The organism is Rhizobium sp. P40RR-XXII, from assembly GCF_012641405.1.
Classification (GTDB): domain Bacteria; phylum Pseudomonadota; class Alphaproteobacteria; order Rhizobiales; family Rhizobiaceae; genus Rhizobium.
Genome location: NZ_JABAII010000023.1, coordinates 22,444 through 41,892 on the forward strand (window position 1 = coordinate 22,444; position 19,449 = coordinate 41,892).

Annotated in this window: 16 protein-coding genes and 4 pseudogenes; 10 read left to right on the forward strand and 10 right to left on the reverse strand. The window is 58.9% G+C overall.

Translation table 11 applies throughout. The features are described 5' to 3' along the window. Window position 1: 1 nt before the first annotated feature. Genes HGP16_RS29595 through HGP16_RS29605 form a run of 3 tightly spaced genes read left to right on the forward strand, consistent with a single transcriptional unit; the run spans window position 2 to window position 3,543 of the window. Complete coding sequence (locus HGP16_RS29595; protein ID WP_168843526.1) at window positions 2-598, forward strand: cysteine hydrolase family protein; 597 nt, start codon at window positions 2-4, stop codon at window positions 596-598. Between the two features lie 53 nt (window positions 599-651). Continuing rightward, entirely contained in the window at window positions 652-1,131 is a 480-nt protein-coding gene (locus HGP16_RS29600; protein WP_168843527.1) for a MarR family transcriptional regulator, read from the forward strand. A 51-nt stretch (window positions 1,132-1,182) separates the two neighbouring features. Then, window positions 1,183-3,543 (forward strand): beta-glucosidase, encoded by a 2,361-nt coding sequence (locus HGP16_RS29605; RefSeq protein ID WP_168843528.1) that lies wholly within the window; start codon window positions 1,183-1,185, stop codon window positions 3,541-3,543. 112 nt (window positions 3,544-3,655) lie between these two features. On the opposite strand, the gene HGP16_RS29610 is transcribed toward HGP16_RS29605, so the two are convergent. The 3 genes from HGP16_RS29610 to HGP16_RS29620 all read right to left on the reverse strand — a co-directional run bounded on the left by HGP16_RS29610 (window position 3,656) and on the right by HGP16_RS29620 (window position 6,938). Further along, a complete protein-coding gene (locus tag HGP16_RS29610; RefSeq protein ID WP_168843529.1) occupies window positions 3,656-4,369 on the reverse strand; it encodes an IS6 family transposase in 714 nt (237 codons plus the stop codon). Between the two features lie 93 nt (window positions 4,370-4,462). Beyond that, window positions 4,463-5,086: a response regulator transcription factor gene (locus HGP16_RS29615; protein WP_168843530.1), complete on the reverse strand. Its 624-nt coding sequence runs from the start codon at window positions 5,084-5,086 to the stop codon at window positions 4,463-4,465. Beyond that, window positions 5,076-6,938, reverse strand: a complete 1,863-nt coding sequence (locus tag HGP16_RS29620; protein ID WP_205927593.1) for a PAS domain-containing sensor histidine kinase — start codon at window positions 6,936-6,938, stop codon at window positions 5,076-5,078. Before HGP16_RS29620 ends, HGP16_RS29615 begins: the two co-directional genes overlap by 11 nt. Before the next feature lie 415 nt (window positions 6,939-7,353). Here HGP16_RS29620 and HGP16_RS29625 point away from each other — a divergent pair, with 415 nt between their 5' ends. From HGP16_RS29625 to HGP16_RS29640, 4 genes and pseudogenes are all read left to right on the forward strand, one after another. Then, complete coding sequence (locus HGP16_RS29625; RefSeq protein ID WP_168843532.1) at window positions 7,354-8,328, forward strand: alpha/beta fold hydrolase; 975 nt, start codon at window positions 7,354-7,356, stop codon at window positions 8,326-8,328. Between the two features lie 100 nt (window positions 8,329-8,428). Next, on the forward strand, window positions 8,429-9,052 hold the full coding sequence (locus HGP16_RS29630) for a pyridoxamine 5'-phosphate oxidase family protein (RefSeq protein WP_168843533.1): 624 nt from the start codon (window positions 8,429-8,431) through the stop codon (window positions 9,050-9,052). A gap of 2 nt (window positions 9,053-9,054) precedes the next feature. Next, a pseudogene (locus HGP16_RS29635) lies at window positions 9,055-9,525 on the forward strand (DUF1348 family protein). Between the two features lie 12 nt (window positions 9,526-9,537). Further along, the gene (locus HGP16_RS29640) at window positions 9,538-10,389 is read left to right on the forward strand and encodes an alpha/beta fold hydrolase (protein ID WP_168843534.1); all 852 of its coding nucleotides are present in this window, start codon (window positions 9,538-9,540) and stop codon (window positions 10,387-10,389) included. A gap of 38 nt (window positions 10,390-10,427) precedes the next feature. Here HGP16_RS29640 and HGP16_RS29645 read toward each other — a convergent pair. The 5 genes and pseudogenes from HGP16_RS29645 to HGP16_RS29665 all read right to left on the reverse strand — a co-directional run. After that, window positions 10,428-10,781, reverse strand: a pseudogene (locus tag HGP16_RS29645) (alcohol dehydrogenase catalytic domain-containing protein); the annotation flags it as partial. A 31-nt stretch (window positions 10,782-10,812) separates the two neighbouring features. Beyond that, window positions 10,813-11,694: an alpha/beta fold hydrolase gene (locus tag HGP16_RS29650; protein WP_168843535.1), complete on the reverse strand. Its 882-nt coding sequence runs from the start codon at window positions 11,692-11,694 to the stop codon at window positions 10,813-10,815. Between the two features lie 50 nt (window positions 11,695-11,744). Beyond that, complete coding sequence (locus tag HGP16_RS29655) at window positions 11,745-12,569, reverse strand: oxidoreductase (RefSeq protein WP_168843536.1); 825 nt, start codon at window positions 12,567-12,569, stop codon at window positions 11,745-11,747. Between the two features lie 112 nt (window positions 12,570-12,681). Beyond that, the gene (locus HGP16_RS29660; RefSeq protein ID WP_168843537.1) at window positions 12,682-13,776 is read right to left on the reverse strand and encodes an alkene reductase; all 1,095 of its coding nucleotides are present in this window, start codon (window positions 13,774-13,776) and stop codon (window positions 12,682-12,684) included. 55 nt (window positions 13,777-13,831) lie between these two features. Continuing rightward, entirely contained in the window at window positions 13,832-14,620 is a 789-nt protein-coding gene (locus tag HGP16_RS29665) for an SDR family oxidoreductase (RefSeq protein WP_205927588.1), read from the reverse strand. A 111-nt stretch (window positions 14,621-14,731) separates the two neighbouring features. Here HGP16_RS29665 and HGP16_RS29670 point away from each other — a divergent pair, with 111 nt between their 5' ends. Beyond that, window positions 14,732-15,280: a TetR/AcrR family transcriptional regulator gene (locus HGP16_RS29670; RefSeq protein WP_168843539.1), complete on the forward strand. Its 549-nt coding sequence runs from the start codon at window positions 14,732-14,734 to the stop codon at window positions 15,278-15,280. Window positions 15,281-15,452: 172 nt separating this feature from the next. Here the strand turns inward: HGP16_RS29670 and HGP16_RS29675 are convergent. Both HGP16_RS29675 and HGP16_RS29680 read right to left on the reverse strand, forming a co-directional pair. Beyond that, window positions 15,453-16,100: pseudogene (locus HGP16_RS29675) on the reverse strand (IS6 family transposase). 291 nt (window positions 16,101-16,391) lie between these two features. Continuing rightward, window positions 16,392-17,105 (reverse strand): IS6 family transposase, encoded by a 714-nt coding sequence (locus HGP16_RS29680; protein ID WP_168843540.1) that lies wholly within the window; start codon window positions 17,103-17,105, stop codon window positions 16,392-16,394. Between the two features lie 128 nt (window positions 17,106-17,233). On the opposite strand from HGP16_RS29680, the pseudogene HGP16_RS29685 reads away from it, so the two are divergent. Next, window positions 17,234-17,386 (forward strand): annotated as a pseudogene (locus tag HGP16_RS29685) (IS5/IS1182 family transposase); the annotation flags it as partial. 572 nt (window positions 17,387-17,958) lie between these two features. After that, the gene (locus tag HGP16_RS29690; protein ID WP_168843541.1) at window positions 17,959-19,350 is read left to right on the forward strand and encodes a S9 family peptidase; all 1,392 of its coding nucleotides are present in this window, start codon (window positions 17,959-17,961) and stop codon (window positions 19,348-19,350) included. Window positions 19,351-19,449 lie beyond the last annotated feature (99 nt).

Sequence of the window (19,449 nt, forward strand, 5' to 3'; positions counted from 1 at the left end):
GATGACGAGGGCACCGTTGTCCCATAACACATTGCATGTCGTCATCGACATGCAACGGCTCTTCGCCGAGGAAACGCCCTGGTTTACGCCAGCCCTCGCAGGCATCGTGCCGAATGTGCAGCGGCTTGCCGAGGCCAGGCTTGAAAGGACGGTCTTTGCCCGCTTTATCGTCGCGCAACGTCCCGAGGAGGCGAAAGGCCGATGGCAAGCCTATTATGAGCGCTGGAAAACGGTGACTCTGGACGAACTCGATCCGGGGATGCTGGATCTCGTTGCATCGCTGACTGCGCTCGCGCAGCTGGGGTCAATCGTCGACAAGGAAACCTTTTCGATCTTCGGAGCTCCCGGCTTTATCGATCGTCTTGATAGCGAAGGCGTCGATACGCTTGTGTTCACCGGTGTCGAGACTGATGTCTGCGTGTATGCGAGCGCATTGGACGCGGTCGATCTCGGCTACAGGGTGGTCCTCGCCAGCGACGCTCTGGCGAGCGGCGACATGATGGCACATGAGATGGTACTGACGCGTCTGGCGCCGAGGTTTTCGGAGCAGATTGAAATTTTGACAACTGAAGCCATTCTGGGTTTGTGGACTGTATGACGTTGATTTGGATTGCCAAGATTCGGCAGCAGCAAGCCCGGCTGAGAGACAAGATGGATATTCCACTCAAGGACAAGGCCCGGGGAACGAAGGGTGCAGATATGGCAGCGAAACCGAACCACACCCAATATGCACTGGGCGAGCAGATCGGCTTCTTCCTGCGCCAGGCGAACCAACGCCACGTCTCGATCTTCGCCAGCCTGATCACCGAGAAGCTGACGACCACCCAATGGGCGGCGCTCGTCAAGCTCAAGGATCTGCAGCCCTGCTCGCAAGGTAATCTCGGTCGCGAAACCGCAATGGACATGGCGACCATCAAGGGGGTCGTCGACCGCCTCGTCAAGCGTGGCCTGGTGCACACCGCGCCCGACCCCGCAGATGCACGACGCCTGGTCTTGACACTGACCGACGAAGGCGAGGCCACTGTAGACCGTAACCTCTCCATTGCGCTGGAGATTTCGCAAGAGACCCTGGGGCCGCTGACGGCTGCCGAGCGCATGATGCTGATGGAACTGCTCCAGAAGATCTGTTGACGGCATCGTACGCGGTCCGCGCCCATTCACTCAGACGGAGGAAGACACATCATGCCCGAAGCGGACGATGGGGAAATCCGAGCGCTGGTCACCTCCATGACCACGAATGAGAAAGTCGCTCTCGTCAGCGGCCAAGGCCTCTGGAGAACAGCCGCAATCGAAAGGCTAGGGATCGACTCGATTCTGATGACGGATGGTACCTACGGCGTGCGCTACTCGACAACCCAGATAGATGCCGGCACTGGCGATGAAGAAAGCCTCGCCGCATTCCTCGACCTGATTAACCAACAGGCCGACGATAAAGGCGGCATGTTTGGCACGACGCGACCAGCCACCTGCTTTCCGAACGGCAATCTCGTCGGCTGTTCCTGGGATGTGGACCTGCTGTATCGCATGGGCGAAGCGCTTGCTCTCGAATGCCGCAGCCTGGGGGTCCATCTCCTGCTCGGACCGGGTATCAACACACGACGGACGCCGCTCGCCGGCCGCGCCTATGAATATTACTCGGAGGATCCGGTCATCAACGGCGATCTTGCCGCCGCTCTGATTTCCGGCCTGCAGGACAACGGTATCGGTGCCTCGCTGAAGCATTTTGCCTGCAACAACTCGGAAATCGATCGGACAACGACCAGTTCCGATGTGGATGAACGGGCTCTGCGGGAGATCTATCTCGCAGGCTTCGAGCGGGCGATCCGCAAGAGCCCGCCCTGGACCGTGATGAGCGCCTATAATCCGGTGAACGGCGTTCAAGCGGCGGAAAGCCACTGGTTGCTCAAACACATCCTGAGGGATGAATGGGGATATGACGGGCTTGTCCTGTCTGACTGGCACGCCATCAAGGATCGGCCCGCATCGCTTAAAGCCGGTACCGATCTCGACATGCCGGAAAGCAAACCCCGCAAGGCACGGCTTCTGTTGGCTATCGAAGATGGCAAGGTGGCCGACGACGCACTCGATCGGGCCTGTGAGCGGGTTATCGGCCTCGTCCGCCGCTGTTATGCCGAGAAGCTGCCCGCAGCCCCTGTCGATCTGGATCGTCATCACGCCCTCGCCCAACAGATCGCAGCTGAGTCCATCGTGCTGCTGCGCAACGAACAGCAGACACTGCCGCTCGATGCGGCTGCTACCGGCGAGTTACTCGTGGTTGGCGATGGCGCCCTGGTCCCGACGATCCAGGGCTCGGGGTCAGCCACGACCAATCCCTATCGCGTCGACAGCCCCTTGGAGCGGATCGCAGCGCGTGCAGGAGAACATCTGAAGGTACGTCATGTGCCTTTCCCGACAGCGCAAGGCATTCCGATGGAGAGTGAGACACAAGCCGTTCTAGATGCTGCAATGACAGCGGACGCAGTCATCATCTTCACCGAGAACGAGAAGGAGGGCAACGGCGAAAGCAGTGATCGCGACACCTTGAAACTGGCGGCCGGCCACGACAGCCTGATCCGCTCGCTCACTGAGGCCGGCCGGAAAGTAATCGTCGTTCTAACGACACCGGATGCAGTCGAAATGCCGTGGCTGGGTGCCACGCAGGCCGTGCTGGCCTGCTTTTATCCTGGCCAGGGCGGCGGCGAAGCCATTGCCCGCGTTCTGTTCGGCGAACAGAACCCTTGCGGAAAACTGACGACGACGATGCCCATCCGCATCGAGGATATTCCCGGTTGGCACACCTATCCCGGTGAGAACAGCCGGCATGTCTACAGCGAAGGAATTTTCGTCGGCTATCGCTTCTATGACCTCAAGGCAGTGACGCCCCTGTTCCCCTTCGGTCATGGCCTAAGCTACACGCGTTTTTCTTACGAGAACATGGCACTCGACAGGCAGGAAATCGGCCCGTCGATGGGCTGCGGGGTGAGCGTCACCATCCGCAACACCGGCGAAGTGGCTGGCAAGGAAATCGTCCAACTCTACGTCCGTCCGGTAAAGCCCGGCCTCCGGCGGCCGATCCGGGAACTCAAGGCGTTTACCAAGGTCGAGCTTCAACCGAGCGAAGCCAAGGTTGTGACCCTGACGCTTTCCGCGCGGGATTTCCAATATTTCGATACCGCGCGCGGTGCATGGGTGCTCGATGCAGAAGCTTTCATCATCGAGGCGGCGGCTTCCTCGCGCGATATCCGCCTCGAAAGCCGACTCGCTTGCCGTTCCGAGCGCTTCCCTCCGGCAGCCCTTTCCGCGCTTTCGCCGCCAGCGCTGGTTTTCGCGAATGAACGGGCGATACCTGCGTTGACAGAATTGCTGGCGAGGAAGCTCCGCATCTCCGGCGAGGAGGCGATAGCCATCCTCGAAAAGCTCAACGGCTCTTTCCTGGGCTTCCATGATACCCTGAGCTGGTATGTCGGTGACGCGATCAACGAAGCTGATATCACCACGCTTTTCGACACGCTGAATCAGAGAACAAAAAAGATGTCCGCTTGATGCAATCCTTCTGCTCCGATGATGCCATTGAACCTCCCCGACCGGCTTTCCTCACGGATGATCCTGAAGGGTGGCGTCGCCTTAATGGAAGCCAGGATCTGAAGGGTGCTTTTCAGGCGTCAACCGACAATGCGATTTCACGCCAGGCGGCGATGGCCTGGGTGCGGAGTTGGCGATGATCGGTGGCAGAGAGATGTTTCCGATGGAGCTGAAAGAGGTTGGCGACCTGACCATGGACCGAGACGAAACGTTGACATTGTCGCGCTGACTTAAAGCACATCATTCGCCGCTCTCGGCGCCGTAGCGGCAGATGAGAATTTTCGGCACGGTTGTTCAATCCCTTGTGCGATCGATGCTCTACGCCCGGCATCAACTCGGCCTTTGCGGCGGAATACGAACGCAGCTTGTCAGTCACCAGCACCCGCGGGGTGGTACCCTGGTTCTTGAGCAGCTTGCGCATCAGACGCAACGCTGCTGCCTTGTTCCTTCTGCTTTGCAGCAGGGCATCGAGGACATAACCGTTTGCATCGACGGCGCGCCACAGCCAGTATTTCTTTCCCTTGATCGTCACCACCATCTCATCGAGCTGCCACTTGTCGGCAAAGTGGCCTCGTGAGCGGCGCCGGAGCTGATGAGCGAACTTCAAGCCGAATTTCGCCGCCCATTCCGCGACGGTCTGAAACGTGACGGTGATGCCGCGCTCAGCCAACAGATCTTCGACGTCGCGCAGGCTCAACGGGAACCGATAATACAGCCACACCGCATGGGCAATGATCTCAGCAGGAAACCGGTGGCGTCTGAAGTGGGCATGTGGGGCTTCGGTCATGACAGCCCGATTATCAAGTCGATTCAAACCAGCCGGTTAAGGCGACGCCACCCCTTGAACAGACACGAACCGGTGACCCGTAAGTCGGCAAATCTACCTATCGAGAATAGCGGCAATTCTTACCAGATCAGCGACCGACGACGCGCGCATCTTGCGCATCATATGGCCTCGATGAAGCTTCACCGTAGCCTCGGCGAGCTGCACCTCGGCGGCTATTTGTTTGTTGAGCTTTCCAGCAACGACCAGGGCCATGATTTCCTGCTCACGGTACGTGAGTTTGGAATATCGCAGGCGCAGTGCGTCTGTCTGGTTCGCCTCCTCGCGTCTTGCTTGATCGTTGGCCAAAGCACGGTTCACCGCTTCGAGCAAGTCCTGCTCGCGCACCGGTTTGGTAAGCACGTCTATGGCTCCGGCTTTCATGGCGCGAACGGCCATTGCGACATCGACATGTGCGCTGATCAGCACCACGGATCGTGGATGCTGGCCTTTCCCGAGCGCCTCCTGAAACTCTAGGCCGCTTTGACCTGGCAAACGAATATCGAGAACAATGCAGCCTGCTCGATCAGGGGCGTCCGCGGCAAGAAATTCGCTCACGGAACCATGGGTTTCGGCAGTCAGTCCCACGGATTCGAACAGTCCCTTCAGGGCATCGCGGATGCTTTCATCGTCGTCGATGACAATGACGGTCGGCTGTCCTCGTTTGCGATCATCGATCATGGTCGGCCATCCCCTCCACCGTTGGCAAAGTGAAACTGAACTCGCTGCCAGCACCGCTGTCGGGCGCAGAAACCCAGATCCGACCACCATGGGCCTCGACGATCGAACGGCAAATAGAAAGCCCCATCCCTATCCCGTCGGTTTTCGTGCTGTAGAATGCTTCGAACAGGCGATCCACTTCGCCGGCGGCGACGCCTCGACCCGTATCCGACACGCTCACGGTCACAAGGCGCGGTTCGATCAGAGCACAGTTGATACCAATACGTCTCTGTCTGGAGGAAGCGGTCATCGCTTCTGCGCTGTTCATGACCAGGTTCAGCACGACCTGCTGTATCTGCGTGCGGTCACCAAGGACTGAAATTGGGAGTTCCGGCATGACGAGATTGACCTCAATTGCCTGCTTCTGAAGCTCGCCCCTTAGCAGATCGAGAACGTCGCACACCGCAGAGGTCAGTTCGGTGCGCTCGATCTTCGCGGGGAGCTTTTGAGCCATTGCCTTGATACTGGCCACGATATCGCCGGCGCGATGGCCGTCTTTCACAACTCTCTCCGCCGCCAGCCGTGCCTGCTCCAAATCGGTGTTGCCAGGCTGCAGCCAGCGCAGGCAGGTGCCGGCATTTGTAACAATCGCCATCAATGGCTGGTTGACCTCATGGGCGATCGATACCGCGAGCTCACCCGCTGCTGTTAACCGCGTCACGTGAGCGAGGTCACTCTGGCTTTGTCGCAGCGATTCTTCTGCCCGTTTGCGGTCCTCGATATCGACGACCACACCATACCATCTGATGACATTGCCATCGGAATCCATCAGCGGGTTCTGCCGGAGATTGAACCACCGGTATTCTCCATCTGCACGTCTGATACGTGCATCGACAGGACGACCGCGTTTCGTCCGTAAAATCTCTTCCCACGAGGTACGCATCAGTTCGACGTCGTCAGGGTGAAACATGCGATAGAAGCCAAATCCGACGATCTCCTCGAAGGGCAAGCCGACGAAATCGATGAGGTTCTGGTTCCAATATTCCAAGGCTCCATCGGGCGTGCAGGACCAGGCCATGGCCGGTATCGTGTTGACGATGAGATTGAGCTTCCGCTCGCTCTCCCGCAGGGCCGCCTCGCCCTCTCGCAGCGCGTCTTCGGCGGATTGGAGGTTGTCGATGTCGATGTTGACGCCAAACCAGCGCTCTGTGCCATTGGCATCGATCAGCTTTCGGCCGGAAAAGTAGAACCATCGATAGCTGCCGTCAGCTCCCCGAATACGCCCCTTCAGGACCGTGCGGTCGGAATGGGCGAGATCCCGTTTCCAGATATCCACCATGCCTGGAACGTCATCCGGGTGGTAGAGATCAAGAAAGCCCCAGCCCAGAACCTTCTCGGCCGGCAGACCGGCATAATCCAGCCAACTCTGATTGACGAAATCGGCACTGCCGTCCGGGCGGGCCGACCAGACGAGAACCGGCAGGGAGTTGATGATCAGGCTGAGATTTTCCTCGCTGGCCGCAAGTGCCGTCTTGGTTGTCTGCAGGGCATCTTCTGCCTGCTTTCGGTCCTCGATATCCAGAACCACGCCATACCACTTCTCGACATTGCCTTCGGCGTCGAGTCGCGGCTTTTGACGAAGCGTGCACCAGCGATATTGGCCATCCTCACGCCGGATCCTGCCAACAACCTCGCGGGCGCGGCGAGACGCCATGATGGCATGCCATTCCGAAGCCAGACGCTCCATGTCGTCGGGATGGAAGATCCGGTAAAAGCCCACGCCGGAAATTGCATCCAACGGGGCGCCGATAAACTCCAGAAAGTGCTGGTTGGCAAAATCCAGCATTCCATCCGACGTCGCGGACCAGACCATCGCGGGTATCAGGTCGATAATGGGATCGGCTTCCGGTCTTCTATCCACACCATGCTCCGCGCGAAGTTTTTTGACACCCAAACCGCCGATGCCTCGATTGAAATTCTTACGGGATTTCTGTGAGTTACGTAAGAACTATTCGATATACCAAGGTCTATAGCCGCAATGCCATGGTCTAGTTGCATCGGACCTAGATCGCAATTGAGAGTGATCGTCATCCGGCCTAATCGTTAGCTGTCGGAGCTTTGATGAAGCCCGATCGGCAAAGGGGCTGCATCATTCGAACTGCATTCATCGGCATCGCAATTCGGCGTCCCGCGACCGCGTTTGTCGCGACGGCGGCGGCAATGCCCGCACACAAGCGGCCTACTTGAGACAAATATTCGTTCCATCTCTATTATTGGGAGAGACCATCATGCGTAGCTTGATTTTATGCCTGATGCTGGCAACCGCCACCATGACGCCGGCGGCAGCAGCAGATGCCGTTCCCGCAGCAACCACCACAGCGGATCGCAAGGCGCCGGTTCCGGTCCATTACAGAACCGCGAACATCGAAGGCCTCGACATCTTCTACCGGGAGGCCGGCCCCGCCGACGCTCCGGTCGTTCTGCTTCTGCATGGTTTTCCGACATCCTCACACATGTTCCGCAACCTGATTCCGCTCCTTGCGGATCGCTACCATGTCATCGCGCCGGACTACCCGGGTTACGGTCAGAGCGCTGCTCCCGATCATGACAAGTTTGCTTACACATTTGCCGGGACCACCAATATCGTCGACAAGCTGATGGATCATTTGGCTGTAAAAAGCTACGCGATGTACGTCATGGACTATGGTGCACCGGTGGGCTACCGCCTGGCACTGAAACATCCCGAGCGCGTCAGCGGGCTGATCATCCAGAACGGAAACGCCTACGACGAAGGGCTGAAGGAGTTTTGGGATCCGATTAAGACCTATTGGTCCGACGGATCGGCCAAGAGCCGCAACGCACTCAATGATCTCGTCACGCTGGAAACGACGAAGTTCCAATATACCGACGGCATGGAAGACGTGTCGCGCATCAGCCCCGATAACTGGGTTCACGATCAGGCTCTGCTGGATCGCCCGGGCAACCGCGACATCCAGCTCGACATGCTGTACGACTACCGCACCAACGTGCCGCTCTATCCCGATTTCCAGAGCTTCTTTCGTGAGCGCAAACCACCCACGCTGATCATCTGGGGCAAGAACGATTACATCTTCCCCGAGGCTGGCGCTCATCCCTATCTCAGGGACCTTCCGAATGCCGAAGTTCACATCCTGAACTCCGGTCATTTCCTGCTTGAGGAGAAACTGGACGTCGCCGCACCACTGATCAACGACTTCCTGGATCGCAACATCGCGAGCAAATGATGTCGGTGCCATGCTGACTGAAGGTGCGGTCGAGGCTCGTGTAAGCTGAGGTCGCGCCGGAACTGCAGCAGAGCAGGCACCTGAAATCCGGAGATCACCCATGCCGTACCATTTCCTGGACGTTGCAATCACTCCGAATGTGCGTCTGGCGCAGGCCGAAATGGGGGCGGATCAAATCTGGCTGGGCAATTATAATCGGGAGTCCGACAGCTTCACCGAAAGCGAGCTTGCCTTCATCGCGTCGCGTGACAGCTTCTACATGGCTTCCGTTTCGGAAACCGGCTGGCCTTATGTGCAGCATCGCGGCGGCCCACCAGGCTTCCTGAAGGTGATTGACGACAAGACGCTGGCATTCGCAGATTACAGAGGTAACCGCCAATACATCAGCACCGGAAACTACGCCGCGAACGACCGGGCCTGTCTCTTTCTCATCGATTATCCACGGCGGGCACGCCTCAAGATCTACATGCACGTCGAGAAGCTGACACTCGTCATCGACCCGGCATTGACCAATCTCGTTTTCGACGCCGGATACCGGGCCAAGGCGGAGCGGATTTTCCGCCTCCGGCTGGAGGCGTTCGACTGGAATTGCGCTCAACATATCACCCCTCGATATACCGAGCGCGAGGTCGAGCAGGCCGTCACACCCCTGCGTGAGCGCCTGGCCCAACTGGAAGCCGAGAATCTGGCGCTACGCACCCGTCTCGAAGCGATTGGAGAATAGACATGGACACCACAAGGCCACCCCTTCCACCTTTTTCCCTGTCATCGGCACCGGAAAAGGTCCGGCTCGCCGAGGATGGCTGGAACAGCCGCGACCCCGAGAAGGTGGCGCTGGCCTATACGCCCGATAGTCAATGGCGCAATCGGTCCGAATTCGTGATCGGCCGCGATGCGATTATCGACTTCCTCACGCGCAAGTGGCAGCACGAGCTTGAGTATCGGCTGATCAAGGAGCTTTGAGCATTTACCGACAATCGCATCGCGGTTCGCTTTGCCTACGAATGGCACGACGACAGCGGCAAATGGTTCCGTTCCTACGGGAACGAGAACTGGGAGTTCGAGGCCAACGGCCTGATGCGAAAGCGCTTCGCCTCCATCAACGACGTTCCGATACAAGAACAGGACCGCCGGCTTCACTGGCCGCAGGGCCGCCGCCCGGACGACCATCCCGGTCTTAGCGATTTTGGCTTCTAGGGCGGGCTGGAGATGAACCATCCGACCTATCACCGTGTTGATGTCGACGACATCAGCGTCTTCTATCGACGGGCGGGAGACCCGACGAAGCCGACCCTGCTGCTGCTTCACGGCTTCCCTTCTTCGAGCCACATGTTTCGCGATCTCATCCCTATGCTTGCCGACCGGTTTCATCTGATCGCGCCCGACATACCCGGCTTTGGTCAATCCGCTTCACCGTCGCGAGCTGAGTTTTCCTATACATTCGACAATCTTGCCAATGTCATCGCAAGGTTCATCGAGATCCTGGGCATTGAACGGTTCGCTCTTTACGCCTTCGACATTGGAGCACCGATCGGGTTCCGGATCGCGATAGAGCACCCTGAGCGCGTGACGGCGATCATTTCTCAGAATGGCAACGCCTATGAAGACGCTTCGGGAGAAGTCTGGGAGCCGATCAAGCGTTACTGGGCCGAGCCGACAAAGCCCAACCGGCAAGCGCTACGCGAGATCATGAAACCGGCGGCCATTCGCTGGCAATACGAACACGGCGTTTCGCGTTTGCCGCTCATTTCACCAGACGGCTATTCGCTGGATGCATTCTACATGGCACGCCCTGATGCCGAAGAAATCCAGCTCGACATTGCGCTCGACTACGCGAGCAACGTGGCGATGTACCCTGCCTTCCAAGCCTATTTTCGCGAACATCAGCCGCGGCTCCTAGCGATCTGGGGTGACAAGGATCCATTCTTTCTGCCGGTAGGTGCCGAGGCGTTCCGACGGGATCTGCCAGATGCCGAGGTTCGTCTCCTCGATGCTGGCCACTTCGCAGTGGAAACGCTCCCCTCAGAAATCGCCAATGCGATTGTTGTCTTCCTGACCTAAAGGGACCGTGTAACGACCCGTCTTTTCCGCGCGAGGCCGGAGAGGCTCGTCGGCTTTAGTGCCAAGTCTGCCGCATCAACCGCGATCATCTCTGCAAAGGTGCCTGCCCGGAGATCGCGCGGACGGGCATAGACCTCGTCCCCTGCCTTGAACTTACGCACATTGGCGCCGACGCGGACGACCGTGCCGGCCAGATCTTGGCCGAGGATAAAGGGTGGGCGATAGGGAACGAACAACTTGAATTCGCCGTCGCGCAACTTCGAATCGAGAAGATTGATCGCGGTCGCGTGGATACGAACCAGTACATCATTGGCACCGATTACCGGATCGGGCATCTCGGTGAGGCGCAACGCACCCTTCTTCTTGTATTTGTTGACGACGAAGGCTTTCACGGGTTTTCTCCAGTGTGAAATGATTATCAGGTCAGGCAGCCAGGAAAGCCAGGGCTTTCGGCACGAACTCGGCATGGTATTGGAAGATCCCGCCGTGGCCGGCATCCGTGTAGATCACCAGCTCGGCATTCGGCAGACGTCGTGCCAGATCCCGGCTGTTGGATGTCGGCACCATGATGTCGCTATCGCCGTTGGCGACCAGAACAGGAATATTGATCTGACTGAGATCTTGAGGTGCCTGACGCCCCCAGGCCCTTATCGCCGAAAGCTGGCGCAGGAAGGCACGGGGTGTCGGATCTTTGTCGCGATCGAGCTGACGCTCTTTCAGGCGCGCCAGAAAGTCTTTCGCTGCCCGACGTCCATTGGGAGTTGAGGTGAAGAACAGATAGGTCTTCGGGTCACGCAGCGTCAGCAGGCCTTTGAGGATCAGGGGCCAAGACACAGCTCCTACCCTGGCAATGCCTGTTCCCCCGGCAGGCCCTGTACCGGTCAGGATCAGTTTGCGCACCCGACCAGGCGCTTTCAGAGCAATATCTTGCGCGACGAAGCCGCCCAGGGAGAACCCCAACAAATCAACCGTGGCAAAGCCCAGCGTGCTGATGACAGCGATCACATCGCTGGCCATTTCATCGATCGTCACCGGGGCCAATCCGCCGGAAAGGCCGATCCCCCGGTAGTCCAATGCAATCACGCGATGGGAAGCTGCAAGCCGATCGACAATCCGCGGGTCGAAATTGTCGAGAACCGCGCCCCAATGATTGAGCAAGACCAGCGGCGTCCCGCCATGCGGACCGAGCTCGCGATAGGCACCAAGCTCGCGATAGGCAAAGCGGATATTATCCACGGTGACGAAGCGATTGCGAGCGTCGCGGTAGTGATTTGTCGATGCGGATGTAATGGATGCGTTGGTCATGATTGGCCTGCTTAGGCCCACGATCGGGCCGATGGAGTGAGAATACTGTCTCAGGCGATGTTGAACTGTTTGCGCGAGATGCGATCAAACAGAGCGCGCGGTAGAAAACGCCGGGCAAAGGAAGTTTGTCGGGCAGCCTTGCCCGAGGGGTAGCGCAAGCGCGGCTTTCTTGCCTGCGCCGCTGCGAGAATGGTCGCAGCAACATCGTCCGCCGTGTCGCCGGTCGCCATGGCCGCGTTGAACGCAACCTGGTACCGGGCGAAAGTCTGGCTGTAGGCCACAACAGGACGATCACCACGCGGTGAGTTGGCTTCGATGGACGTCTTCGTCGCCCATGGCTCTATCACCGCAACCCAAATACCGAAGCGCCGCACCTCATGGTCCAAAGATTCGCTATAACCCTCGATAGCATCCTTGCTCGCCGTGTAATAGGCGCCGAAAGGACCAGGAATGAGCTCCATGACCGAGCCGACGTTCAGGATCCGCCCACCGCCCTGATGACGCATGATCGGGAGCACCTCGTTCGTCACCCGGACGAAACCCAGGAAATTGGTATCGAGCAGCGCAAGGACCTGCTCGATCGAGCTTTCCTCTGCTGCCCCTGAAACGGCGTAGCCGGCATTGTTGACCAAGAGGTCGACGCGGCCGAGCTCCGTACGGGCCAGCGCCACGGCGGCGGTAACAGAGGCGTTCGAGGTGACGTCGCAAGCAATCATGCGGATGCCGTCGCGAACCTCGCCGGGTTCCGCCTTTCGACTGGTTCCAATCACCCGGTAACCCGCCCGGCTGAAGGCCAATGCCGCCGCCTTACCAATACCGCTATATGCCCCGGTCACGAATGCAGTCTTCTGTGCTTTTGGTGCAAAGTTTGCCATAGCTTTCTTCTCGATCTGTCCTGCGACATCAGCCGCGCAGCCTCTGGAATTGTCAGAGATTGATGATGATCGGCATCACTGAGGGCCGCACCGAAGCACGGCCCCTGATGGCTCAACTGCCAGACGTCTCGGTGAAGCGGGGATAATCGGTGTAGCCCGCAGCGCCGCCGCCATAGATCGTCGCCGGATCGATCTCAGCCAGCGGCGCACTGCTTTGCAGCCGTTCAACAAGGTCCGGATTGGCGATGAATGGACGTCCAAAGGCGATGAGATCCGCCTTGCCATCGGCAAGATGCGACGCAGCGAGGTCGAGACTATAACCATTATTGGCGATATAGGTCTTGCTGAAGCGGCGGCGCAGCGATCCGTAATCAAAGGGCGCGACGTCGCGCGGGCCGCCGGTGGCGCCTTCGACGACATGGATGTAGGCGATGCCGATAGCATCGAGCTGATCGACGATATAGTCGTACTGCGCCTGGGGATCGCTGCAGGAAATGCCGTTTGCGGGCGAGACCGGCGAAATCCGGATCCCGGTGCGCTCGGCGCCGATTTCCTGCGCCACCGCAGCGGTCACTTCGAGCATCAGACGGGCGCGATTTTCCACGGAGCCGCCATAGGCGTCCGTTCTGACATTCGCACCGTCCTTGGCGAACTGCTCCAGCAGATAGCCGTTGGCGCCGTGAACCTCGACTCCATCGAAACCGGCCTTGATGGCGTTGGCGGCGGCCTGACGGAAGTCGTTGACGATGCCTGCGAGTTCTTCGATCTCCAGCGCGCGGGGTACGGAAACATCGACGAAGGCATTGTTGACAAAGGTCTTGGTCGCGGCGCGAATTGCAGAGGGCGCCACCGGCTGACCGCCGTTTGGCTGCAGGTCGACATTGCTGATGCGACCGACATGCCAGAGTTGCAGGACGATGCGTCCGCCTTTCTCGTGGACGGCAGCCGTGACTCTGCGCCAGCCGTCGATCTGCGTCTGGGTATAGATGCCGGGCGTGTCCTGATAGCCCTGACCCTGCTGTGAGATCTGGGTTGCCTCGGTAATGATCAATCCGGCCGAGGCGCGCTGGGCGTAATACTGAGTGGTCAGGTCGCCAGGCACGAAGCCCGCCCCGGCGCGATTGCGGGTGAGCGGCGCCATGACGATCCGGTTTGAAAGCTTGATGGCGCCGAGGGCGTAGGGTTCGAAAAGTGTCTTGTCAGTCATGATTTACCTGTACTGTTGCCGCAGAAGCGGCCTTATCGGGATGGGTTGATGCTCTTCAGGCAGGGTTACGGTAACGTTCGCCAGGCAGTGCATTGCCGAAGTTGGCCATCATGGTCTTCCGGGCAAGATCGAATGCCTCCCACTGGCCGGCGTCGGGAAGGGGCGGGATAGTGACCGGCTCGCGGCGATCAAACCCGACCAGGGCCGCATCCACGAGATCGCCCACTTCCATGACGTTGCTCAGGGCGTTGACGTCGGCACCGACGTGATCCCAGATCTCGGTCCGGGTCGTGGCGGGAAGCACTGCCTGGACGTAGACGCCCTTCGGTCCAAGTTCGAGAGCAAGCCCCTGCGACAGGAACAGCACGAAAGCCTTGGTCGCGCCATAGACCGTCATGCCGAATTCCGGCGCGAGGCCAACGACCGAACCGATATTAACGATTGCCCCCTCTCCTACCTTCGCAAGACGCGGAGCAATGGCGCTCGAAAGCCGGACGAGCGCGGTCGCGTTGAGCGCCACGAGCCGGGTCATGTCGTCAACGCTTTGCTCGACGAAAGTTCCGCCGATCGCGGTTCCGGCATTGTTGACGAGAATGCCGATACGCGCGTCGTCACGCAGCCTGGTCTCGACCTTGGCAAGATCCTCAGCCTTGGTGAGATCGGCCGGAAGGATGTCGATCGTCACGCCTGTCTCTTGGCGCAGACGGGTCGCGAGCGCCTCCATACGCACCGCGTCTCGGGCGACCAGCACGAGGTCGTGTCCGCGTCGAGCGAACCGCTCGGCATAGGTTGCTCCAATGCCCGTGGAGGCGCCGGTGATCAGGACTGCAGGTATTTGAACCATTGGATTGCTCTTTTCTATTATTGATCCTATATTCATGACAATCATCATGATTATACCTAAATATGATGGCCATCATGTAAATGTCAACGGCCGTCGCGGAGAATTTTGGAAATGAAGGTCAGCCGAGAACAGATGGCGGAAAACCGTCGCCGGATCCTGGACGTCGCCAGCCGGTTGTTTAAGGATAAGGGGTTTGAAGCGGTCAGCGTTGCAGAAGTCATGAAAGCAGTCGGCTTGACCCATGGCGCTTTCTACGGACACTTCAGCTCAAAGGACGATCTCGTGGCGCAGACACTTGCGTACGCTCTTGCTGGAGACAGCGTCGGAGATGGCGACTTCAGCGGTTTCGTCCGCTCCTATCTTGCGCCTCGTCACCGTGATAACGCGTCCACTGGCTGTCCGACTGCAGGTCTCGCCGCAGCAGTTCGTCACCAGACGCCTGCAGCGAAAGCCGCCATGACCGAAGGTCTGCGCGAACAGCTCGCCCGAATTGAGAAGGCCCTCCCGAAGCAGGATTCAGCCGACACGCGCCGCGCAGCGATCGGAAGTTGGGCGGCGATGGTCGGTGCTGTTATCCTCGCCAGAGCAGTCGATGACCCTGAATTATCCGACGAGGTTCTTGATGAGACGCGCGCATGGATCGACAGCCGCGTCGGATAGGTCGCGAGGATCAGAAGTCTTCATCAAGATGCACCTGATCCGGCAGCACACGGCGTGCGACGAGGAGCCTGCACTGAGGGCTGCCTACAAGCTCTTTTGACATCCAGCAGGGCGGCCGACCGGTGGCGTCGCCTTAACGGATTTTAACCGCGGCAAGCACTCGCCGCGAATGTCAGAGCACGGTCGACAATGCGATTTCACGCCCGGTGTTGACGGCGCTGGCGCGGAGTTGGCGGTGATCTGCGGCAGTGAGATGTTTCCGATGGAGATGAAAGAGGTTGGCGACCTGGCCGTGAACCGAGACGAAACGTTGACATTGCCGCGCCGATTTGAAGCGCATCATCCGCCTCTCTCGTCGCCGCAGCGGAAGATGAGAATTTTCGGCACGATTGTTCAACCCCTTGTGCGATCGATGCTCAACGCCGGGCATCACCTCGGCTTTCGCGGCGGCATAGGAACGCAGTTTGTCGGTGACCATCACCCTCGGTATGGCTCCCTGACTTTGTGCAGGTTGCGCATCAGCCGCAGCGCAGCGCTCGTGTTCCTACGGCTTTGCAAAAGCGCATCGAGAATAAAGCCTTCGGCATCGACGGCACGCCACAGCCAGTATTTCCTGCCCTTGATCGATACGACAAGTTCATCAAGATGCCATTTGTCGGCAAAGTTGCCGCCTGATCGCCGCCGGAGTTGATAAGCGATCTTGAGGCCAAATTTCGCCACGCATCCCGACACCGTCTGAAACGACACTCGAATCCCGCGTTCGGCAAGCAGGTCTTCGACATCGCGAAGGCTCAGCGCAAATTGATAATAAAAGCCACATGGCATGGGCGATAATCTCGGCTGGAAAACGATGGCGGTGGTAATGGGTAAACCATTCTTCGGCATGCTGGTCGAATATCACCTCGATCAGCAAAATCCGTTAAGGCGACGCCACCGGCTAAGATTATAGGCCAGATACCAACGCACACACAGCGGGATCACTGATCGGTCGAAATGGCTGCCATTGCGCCTCACAAGCTCCCCCTTAAAACCAGAGAGCTTGATGCCGGATACAGGTTGGTGGCGTCGCCTTAATGGAAGCCAGGATCTGAAGGGTGGTGCTGTCGGCTTTTCAGGCGTCAACCGACAATGCGATTTCACGCCAGGTGGCGATGGCGATGGTGCGGAGTTGGCGATGATCGGTGGCAGAGAGATGTTTCCGATGAAGCTGAAAGAGGTTGGCGACCTGACCATGGACCGAGACGAAACGTTGACATTGTCGCGCTGACTTAAAGCACATCATTCGCCGCTCTCGGCGCCGTAGCGGCAGATGAGAATTTTCGGCACGGTTGTTCAATCCCTTGTGCGATCGATGCTCTACGCCCGGCATCAACTCGGCCTTCGCGGCGGAATACGAACGCAGCTTGTCAGTCACCAGCACCCGCGGGGTGGTACCCTGGTTCTTGAGCAGCCTGCGCATCAGACGCAGCGCTACTGCCTTGTTCCTTCTGCTTTGCAGCAGGGCATCGAGGACATAACCGTTTGCATCGACGGCGCGCCACAGCCAGTATTTCTTTCCCTTGATCGTCACCACCATCTCATCGAGCTGCCACTTGTCGGCAAAGTGGCCTCGTGAGCGGCGCCGGAGCTGATGAGCGAACTTCAAGCCGAATTTCGCCGCCCATTCCGCGACGGTCTGAAACGTGACGGTGATGCCGCGCTCAGCCAACAGATCTTCGACGTCGCGCAGGCTCAACGGGAACCGATAATAGAGCCACACCGCATGGGCAATGATCTCAGCAGGAAACCGGTGGCGTCTGAAGTGGGCATGTGGGGCTTCGGTCATGACAGCCCGATTATCAAGTCGATTCAAACCAGCCGGTTAAGGCGACGCCACCCACGGCGTTGGTGCACGGATCATTTAACGATCGCGGTTTAGGCGGGCTGTAATCTCAATAGCCGGTTGCCGCAGCCATGCCTTTCAAGCACAATTCTTCCCGCCGCCATCGTATAGGCAAGATGAAATTCAAGGTGACGAACTGGCCTGAATATGAGGCGGGGCTACGCGAACGCAGCAGCCTGACCCGACGGCTGACGCCGGAAGCGCTTGTTGGTTGGGCTGCGCCAGCCTCAACCGCATGCTTGGCTGTGCACGTCCAAAATCCGTTCGCCGCTCGTCAAAGGTAGCGTAGCCCACCTCATCAAAGATCGGGATCCGCGATGCTTCGAATCCGTGCACCAACGCTTCGCCAGTGCAGAACGGCTGCTGGTCGCGGGCATGCATCTGGGCAAAATCGGTTTCGCGCGCATCAGGAGAACGGCTGGAAATTACCATTCGCTTCCCAGAAATGAGCGCCATGCACCGCATGTATGACCCAAGTTCCTCAAGCCGGCCTGGTGCCTGGGGGCGTCAGACCAACTTTGATCTGTGAAAAATGGGAAAGACCTCATGGCGCGATCGACAACAAGATGCCGATCTCGTTGGTAAATTCGGGAGGCGCAACCAGCCCACCTTCCTGAAACAGGCCGGAAAACTTTAGTCTCGTAGTCCAACGTTTGGGAGCGGATCAACGGGGCACGACACTCTTGCTCTACTTGATCGAAGTCATGGCGCAAGTTGGTGCGAGTGAATAGCCTTGCTGCGGCCGCTTCTGCAGAGGCAAGGCCTATCATTCATGTGCAATTTAAAGGATGCGACCATGGTATCTCGCTTGAACGCCGCCTCTCCATTGACGCGCATGTCGCGATCGCGAGCTCCGGATAGTGATATCGATATGTACCGTCGCGCGCTGCTGATCGGCGCCGGGGCGACGGTGTTGTACGCCGGTACGTCTCCGGTGCTCGCGGCGAGCCGAGCCAGGGGACGGCAAGGCATCATCGATCGTTCATGCCGCGTGAGCGCGTCGCGTCTCGATTCCCAAGTCGCCAAAGCCTATCCCTTATTCAACAAGCCTGTGGTTTTGCCCGACTTCGATCCGCAGAAGCACGGCGCGCGCTCCGATGTCGCGCTGCACCGCCTGGTCACCGAAACGGTGGTGCCCGAGACGAGAGAACGCCTCAAGATCAGCGGTCTTCTCGCCGTGCCGGTGGGTGCCAAGGGCGAAGTGCCGCTGGTTTCGTGGCAGCACGGCACGATCCTGTCGTTCGATCAGGTGCCGTCGAACCTAACCCGCCTTGCCGATCCAGCATACGAGATGAGCGACGCGGATGACTCGCTTGAGACGCTGTTCAACGTTCAGCGCCTCGCCGGGCGGGGCTTTGCCGTCGTCGCCGCCGACTATGTGGGCAAGGGGCCCTTTCGCAAGGGGCGTGGAGAAGGGTACGCCGTCAAGGGTGTAAGCATCCAGACCTGCCTTGATGTGCTTGCCGCCGGACGTGCGGCCATGCGCTCGCTGGGGCTCGTCCCCTCGCGACTGTTCCTGCATGGCTGGTCCCAGGGCGCACTCAACACGCAGTGGCTACATCAGGCTTTGCGCGCCGAGGGCCAGTCCGTCGCGGCTACGGCTGTCGCCAGCCCGTTCAACGATCTCAACGAGGCATGGAGCTTTTGGGCCGGCAGGGAAACGTTCCCACTGCCCGAGGGTATGACCTCTTATCCCGCCATGCCCGGCTGGATTTCACTGTGTATGATCGTCGCGCTGGGGAGCTACGAGCTTCAATATGGCCTTACCGGATTGCTTCGCAGTGCCGTGCGCCCTGAATTCCAGGAGCTGGCAGCTCACTACTGGAAGACGTATGACAACAATTTCGACCAGAAGGCGCCGTTCCCGACGGGATCGAACTTGCTGGTGCCAGGATTCTTCGATCATGCGACGGATGATCGCAACAGCGCCTTCCTGCGCCACTTGGCCGCCAATCGCTCATCCTACTGGAATTACGACGCCCCCATCCGCTTCTACCACGGGCTGGCCGACGAGGCGGTTCACCCTGTCATGGTCGCCCGCGCCCTCTCGGCCGGCGGCAAATTTGCCACCGGTGTTCCGGTCGAAAACGCAAGCCACCGCGGCACGTTCCTCTCCGGTCTCTATGGCGACGCCAAGGTGCTCGGCGAGCAGAACAACATCGTGGATTGGTTCGGCTCTTTTCGTTGATGCGGTGGAAGAGCCAGACGGCGGCGCTGCGTGATCAAAACGGCGCGCCCATCCGTTGAACTCCCTGCGCGCCGATGCGTGTCCATGAGAACGGAGATA

Bases quoted from the DNA above. Each gene is read 5' to 3' on its own strand.
- HGP16_RS29595 (WP_168843526.1), top strand. From the start codon at position 2: ATGACGAGGGCACCGTTGTCCCATAACACATTGCATGTCGTCATCGAC.
- HGP16_RS29600 (WP_168843527.1), top strand. From the start codon at position 652: ATGGATATTCCACTCAAGGACAAGGCCCGGGGAACGAAGGGTGCAGAT.
- HGP16_RS29605 (WP_168843528.1), top strand. From the start codon at position 1,183: ATGCCCGAAGCGGACGATGGGGAAATCCGAGCGCTGGTCACCTCCATG.
- HGP16_RS29610 (WP_168843529.1), bottom strand. From the start codon at position 4,369: ATGACCGAAGCCCCACATGCCCACTTCAGACGCCACCGGTTTCCTGCT.
- HGP16_RS29615 (WP_168843530.1), bottom strand. From the start codon at position 5,086: ATGATCGATGATCGCAAACGAGGACAGCCGACCGTCATTGTCATCGAC.
- HGP16_RS29620 (WP_205927593.1), bottom strand. From the start codon at position 6,938: ATGGTCTGGTCCGCGACGTCGGATGGAATGCTGGATTTTGCCAACCAG.
- HGP16_RS29625 (WP_168843532.1), top strand. From the start codon at position 7,354: ATGCGTAGCTTGATTTTATGCCTGATGCTGGCAACCGCCACCATGACG.
- HGP16_RS29630 (WP_168843533.1), top strand. From the start codon at position 8,429: ATGCCGTACCATTTCCTGGACGTTGCAATCACTCCGAATGTGCGTCTG.
- HGP16_RS29640 (WP_168843534.1), top strand. From the start codon at position 9,538: ATGAACCATCCGACCTATCACCGTGTTGATGTCGACGACATCAGCGTC.
- HGP16_RS29650 (WP_168843535.1), bottom strand. From the start codon at position 11,694: ATGACCAACGCATCCATTACATCCGCATCGACAAATCACTACCGCGAC.
- HGP16_RS29655 (WP_168843536.1), bottom strand. From the start codon at position 12,569: ATGGCAAACTTTGCACCAAAAGCACAGAAGACTGCATTCGTGACCGGG.
- HGP16_RS29660 (WP_168843537.1), bottom strand. From the start codon at position 13,776: ATGACTGACAAGACACTTTTCGAACCCTACGCCCTCGGCGCCATCAAG.
- HGP16_RS29665 (WP_205927588.1), bottom strand. From the start codon at position 14,620: ATGGTTCAAATACCTGCAGTCCTGATCACCGGCGCCTCCACGGGCATT.
- HGP16_RS29670 (WP_168843539.1), top strand. From the start codon at position 14,732: ATGAAGGTCAGCCGAGAACAGATGGCGGAAAACCGTCGCCGGATCCTG.
- HGP16_RS29680 (WP_168843540.1), bottom strand. From the start codon at position 17,105: ATGACCGAAGCCCCACATGCCCACTTCAGACGCCACCGGTTTCCTGCT.
- HGP16_RS29690 (WP_168843541.1), top strand. From the start codon at position 17,959: ATGGTATCTCGCTTGAACGCCGCCTCTCCATTGACGCGCATGTCGCGA.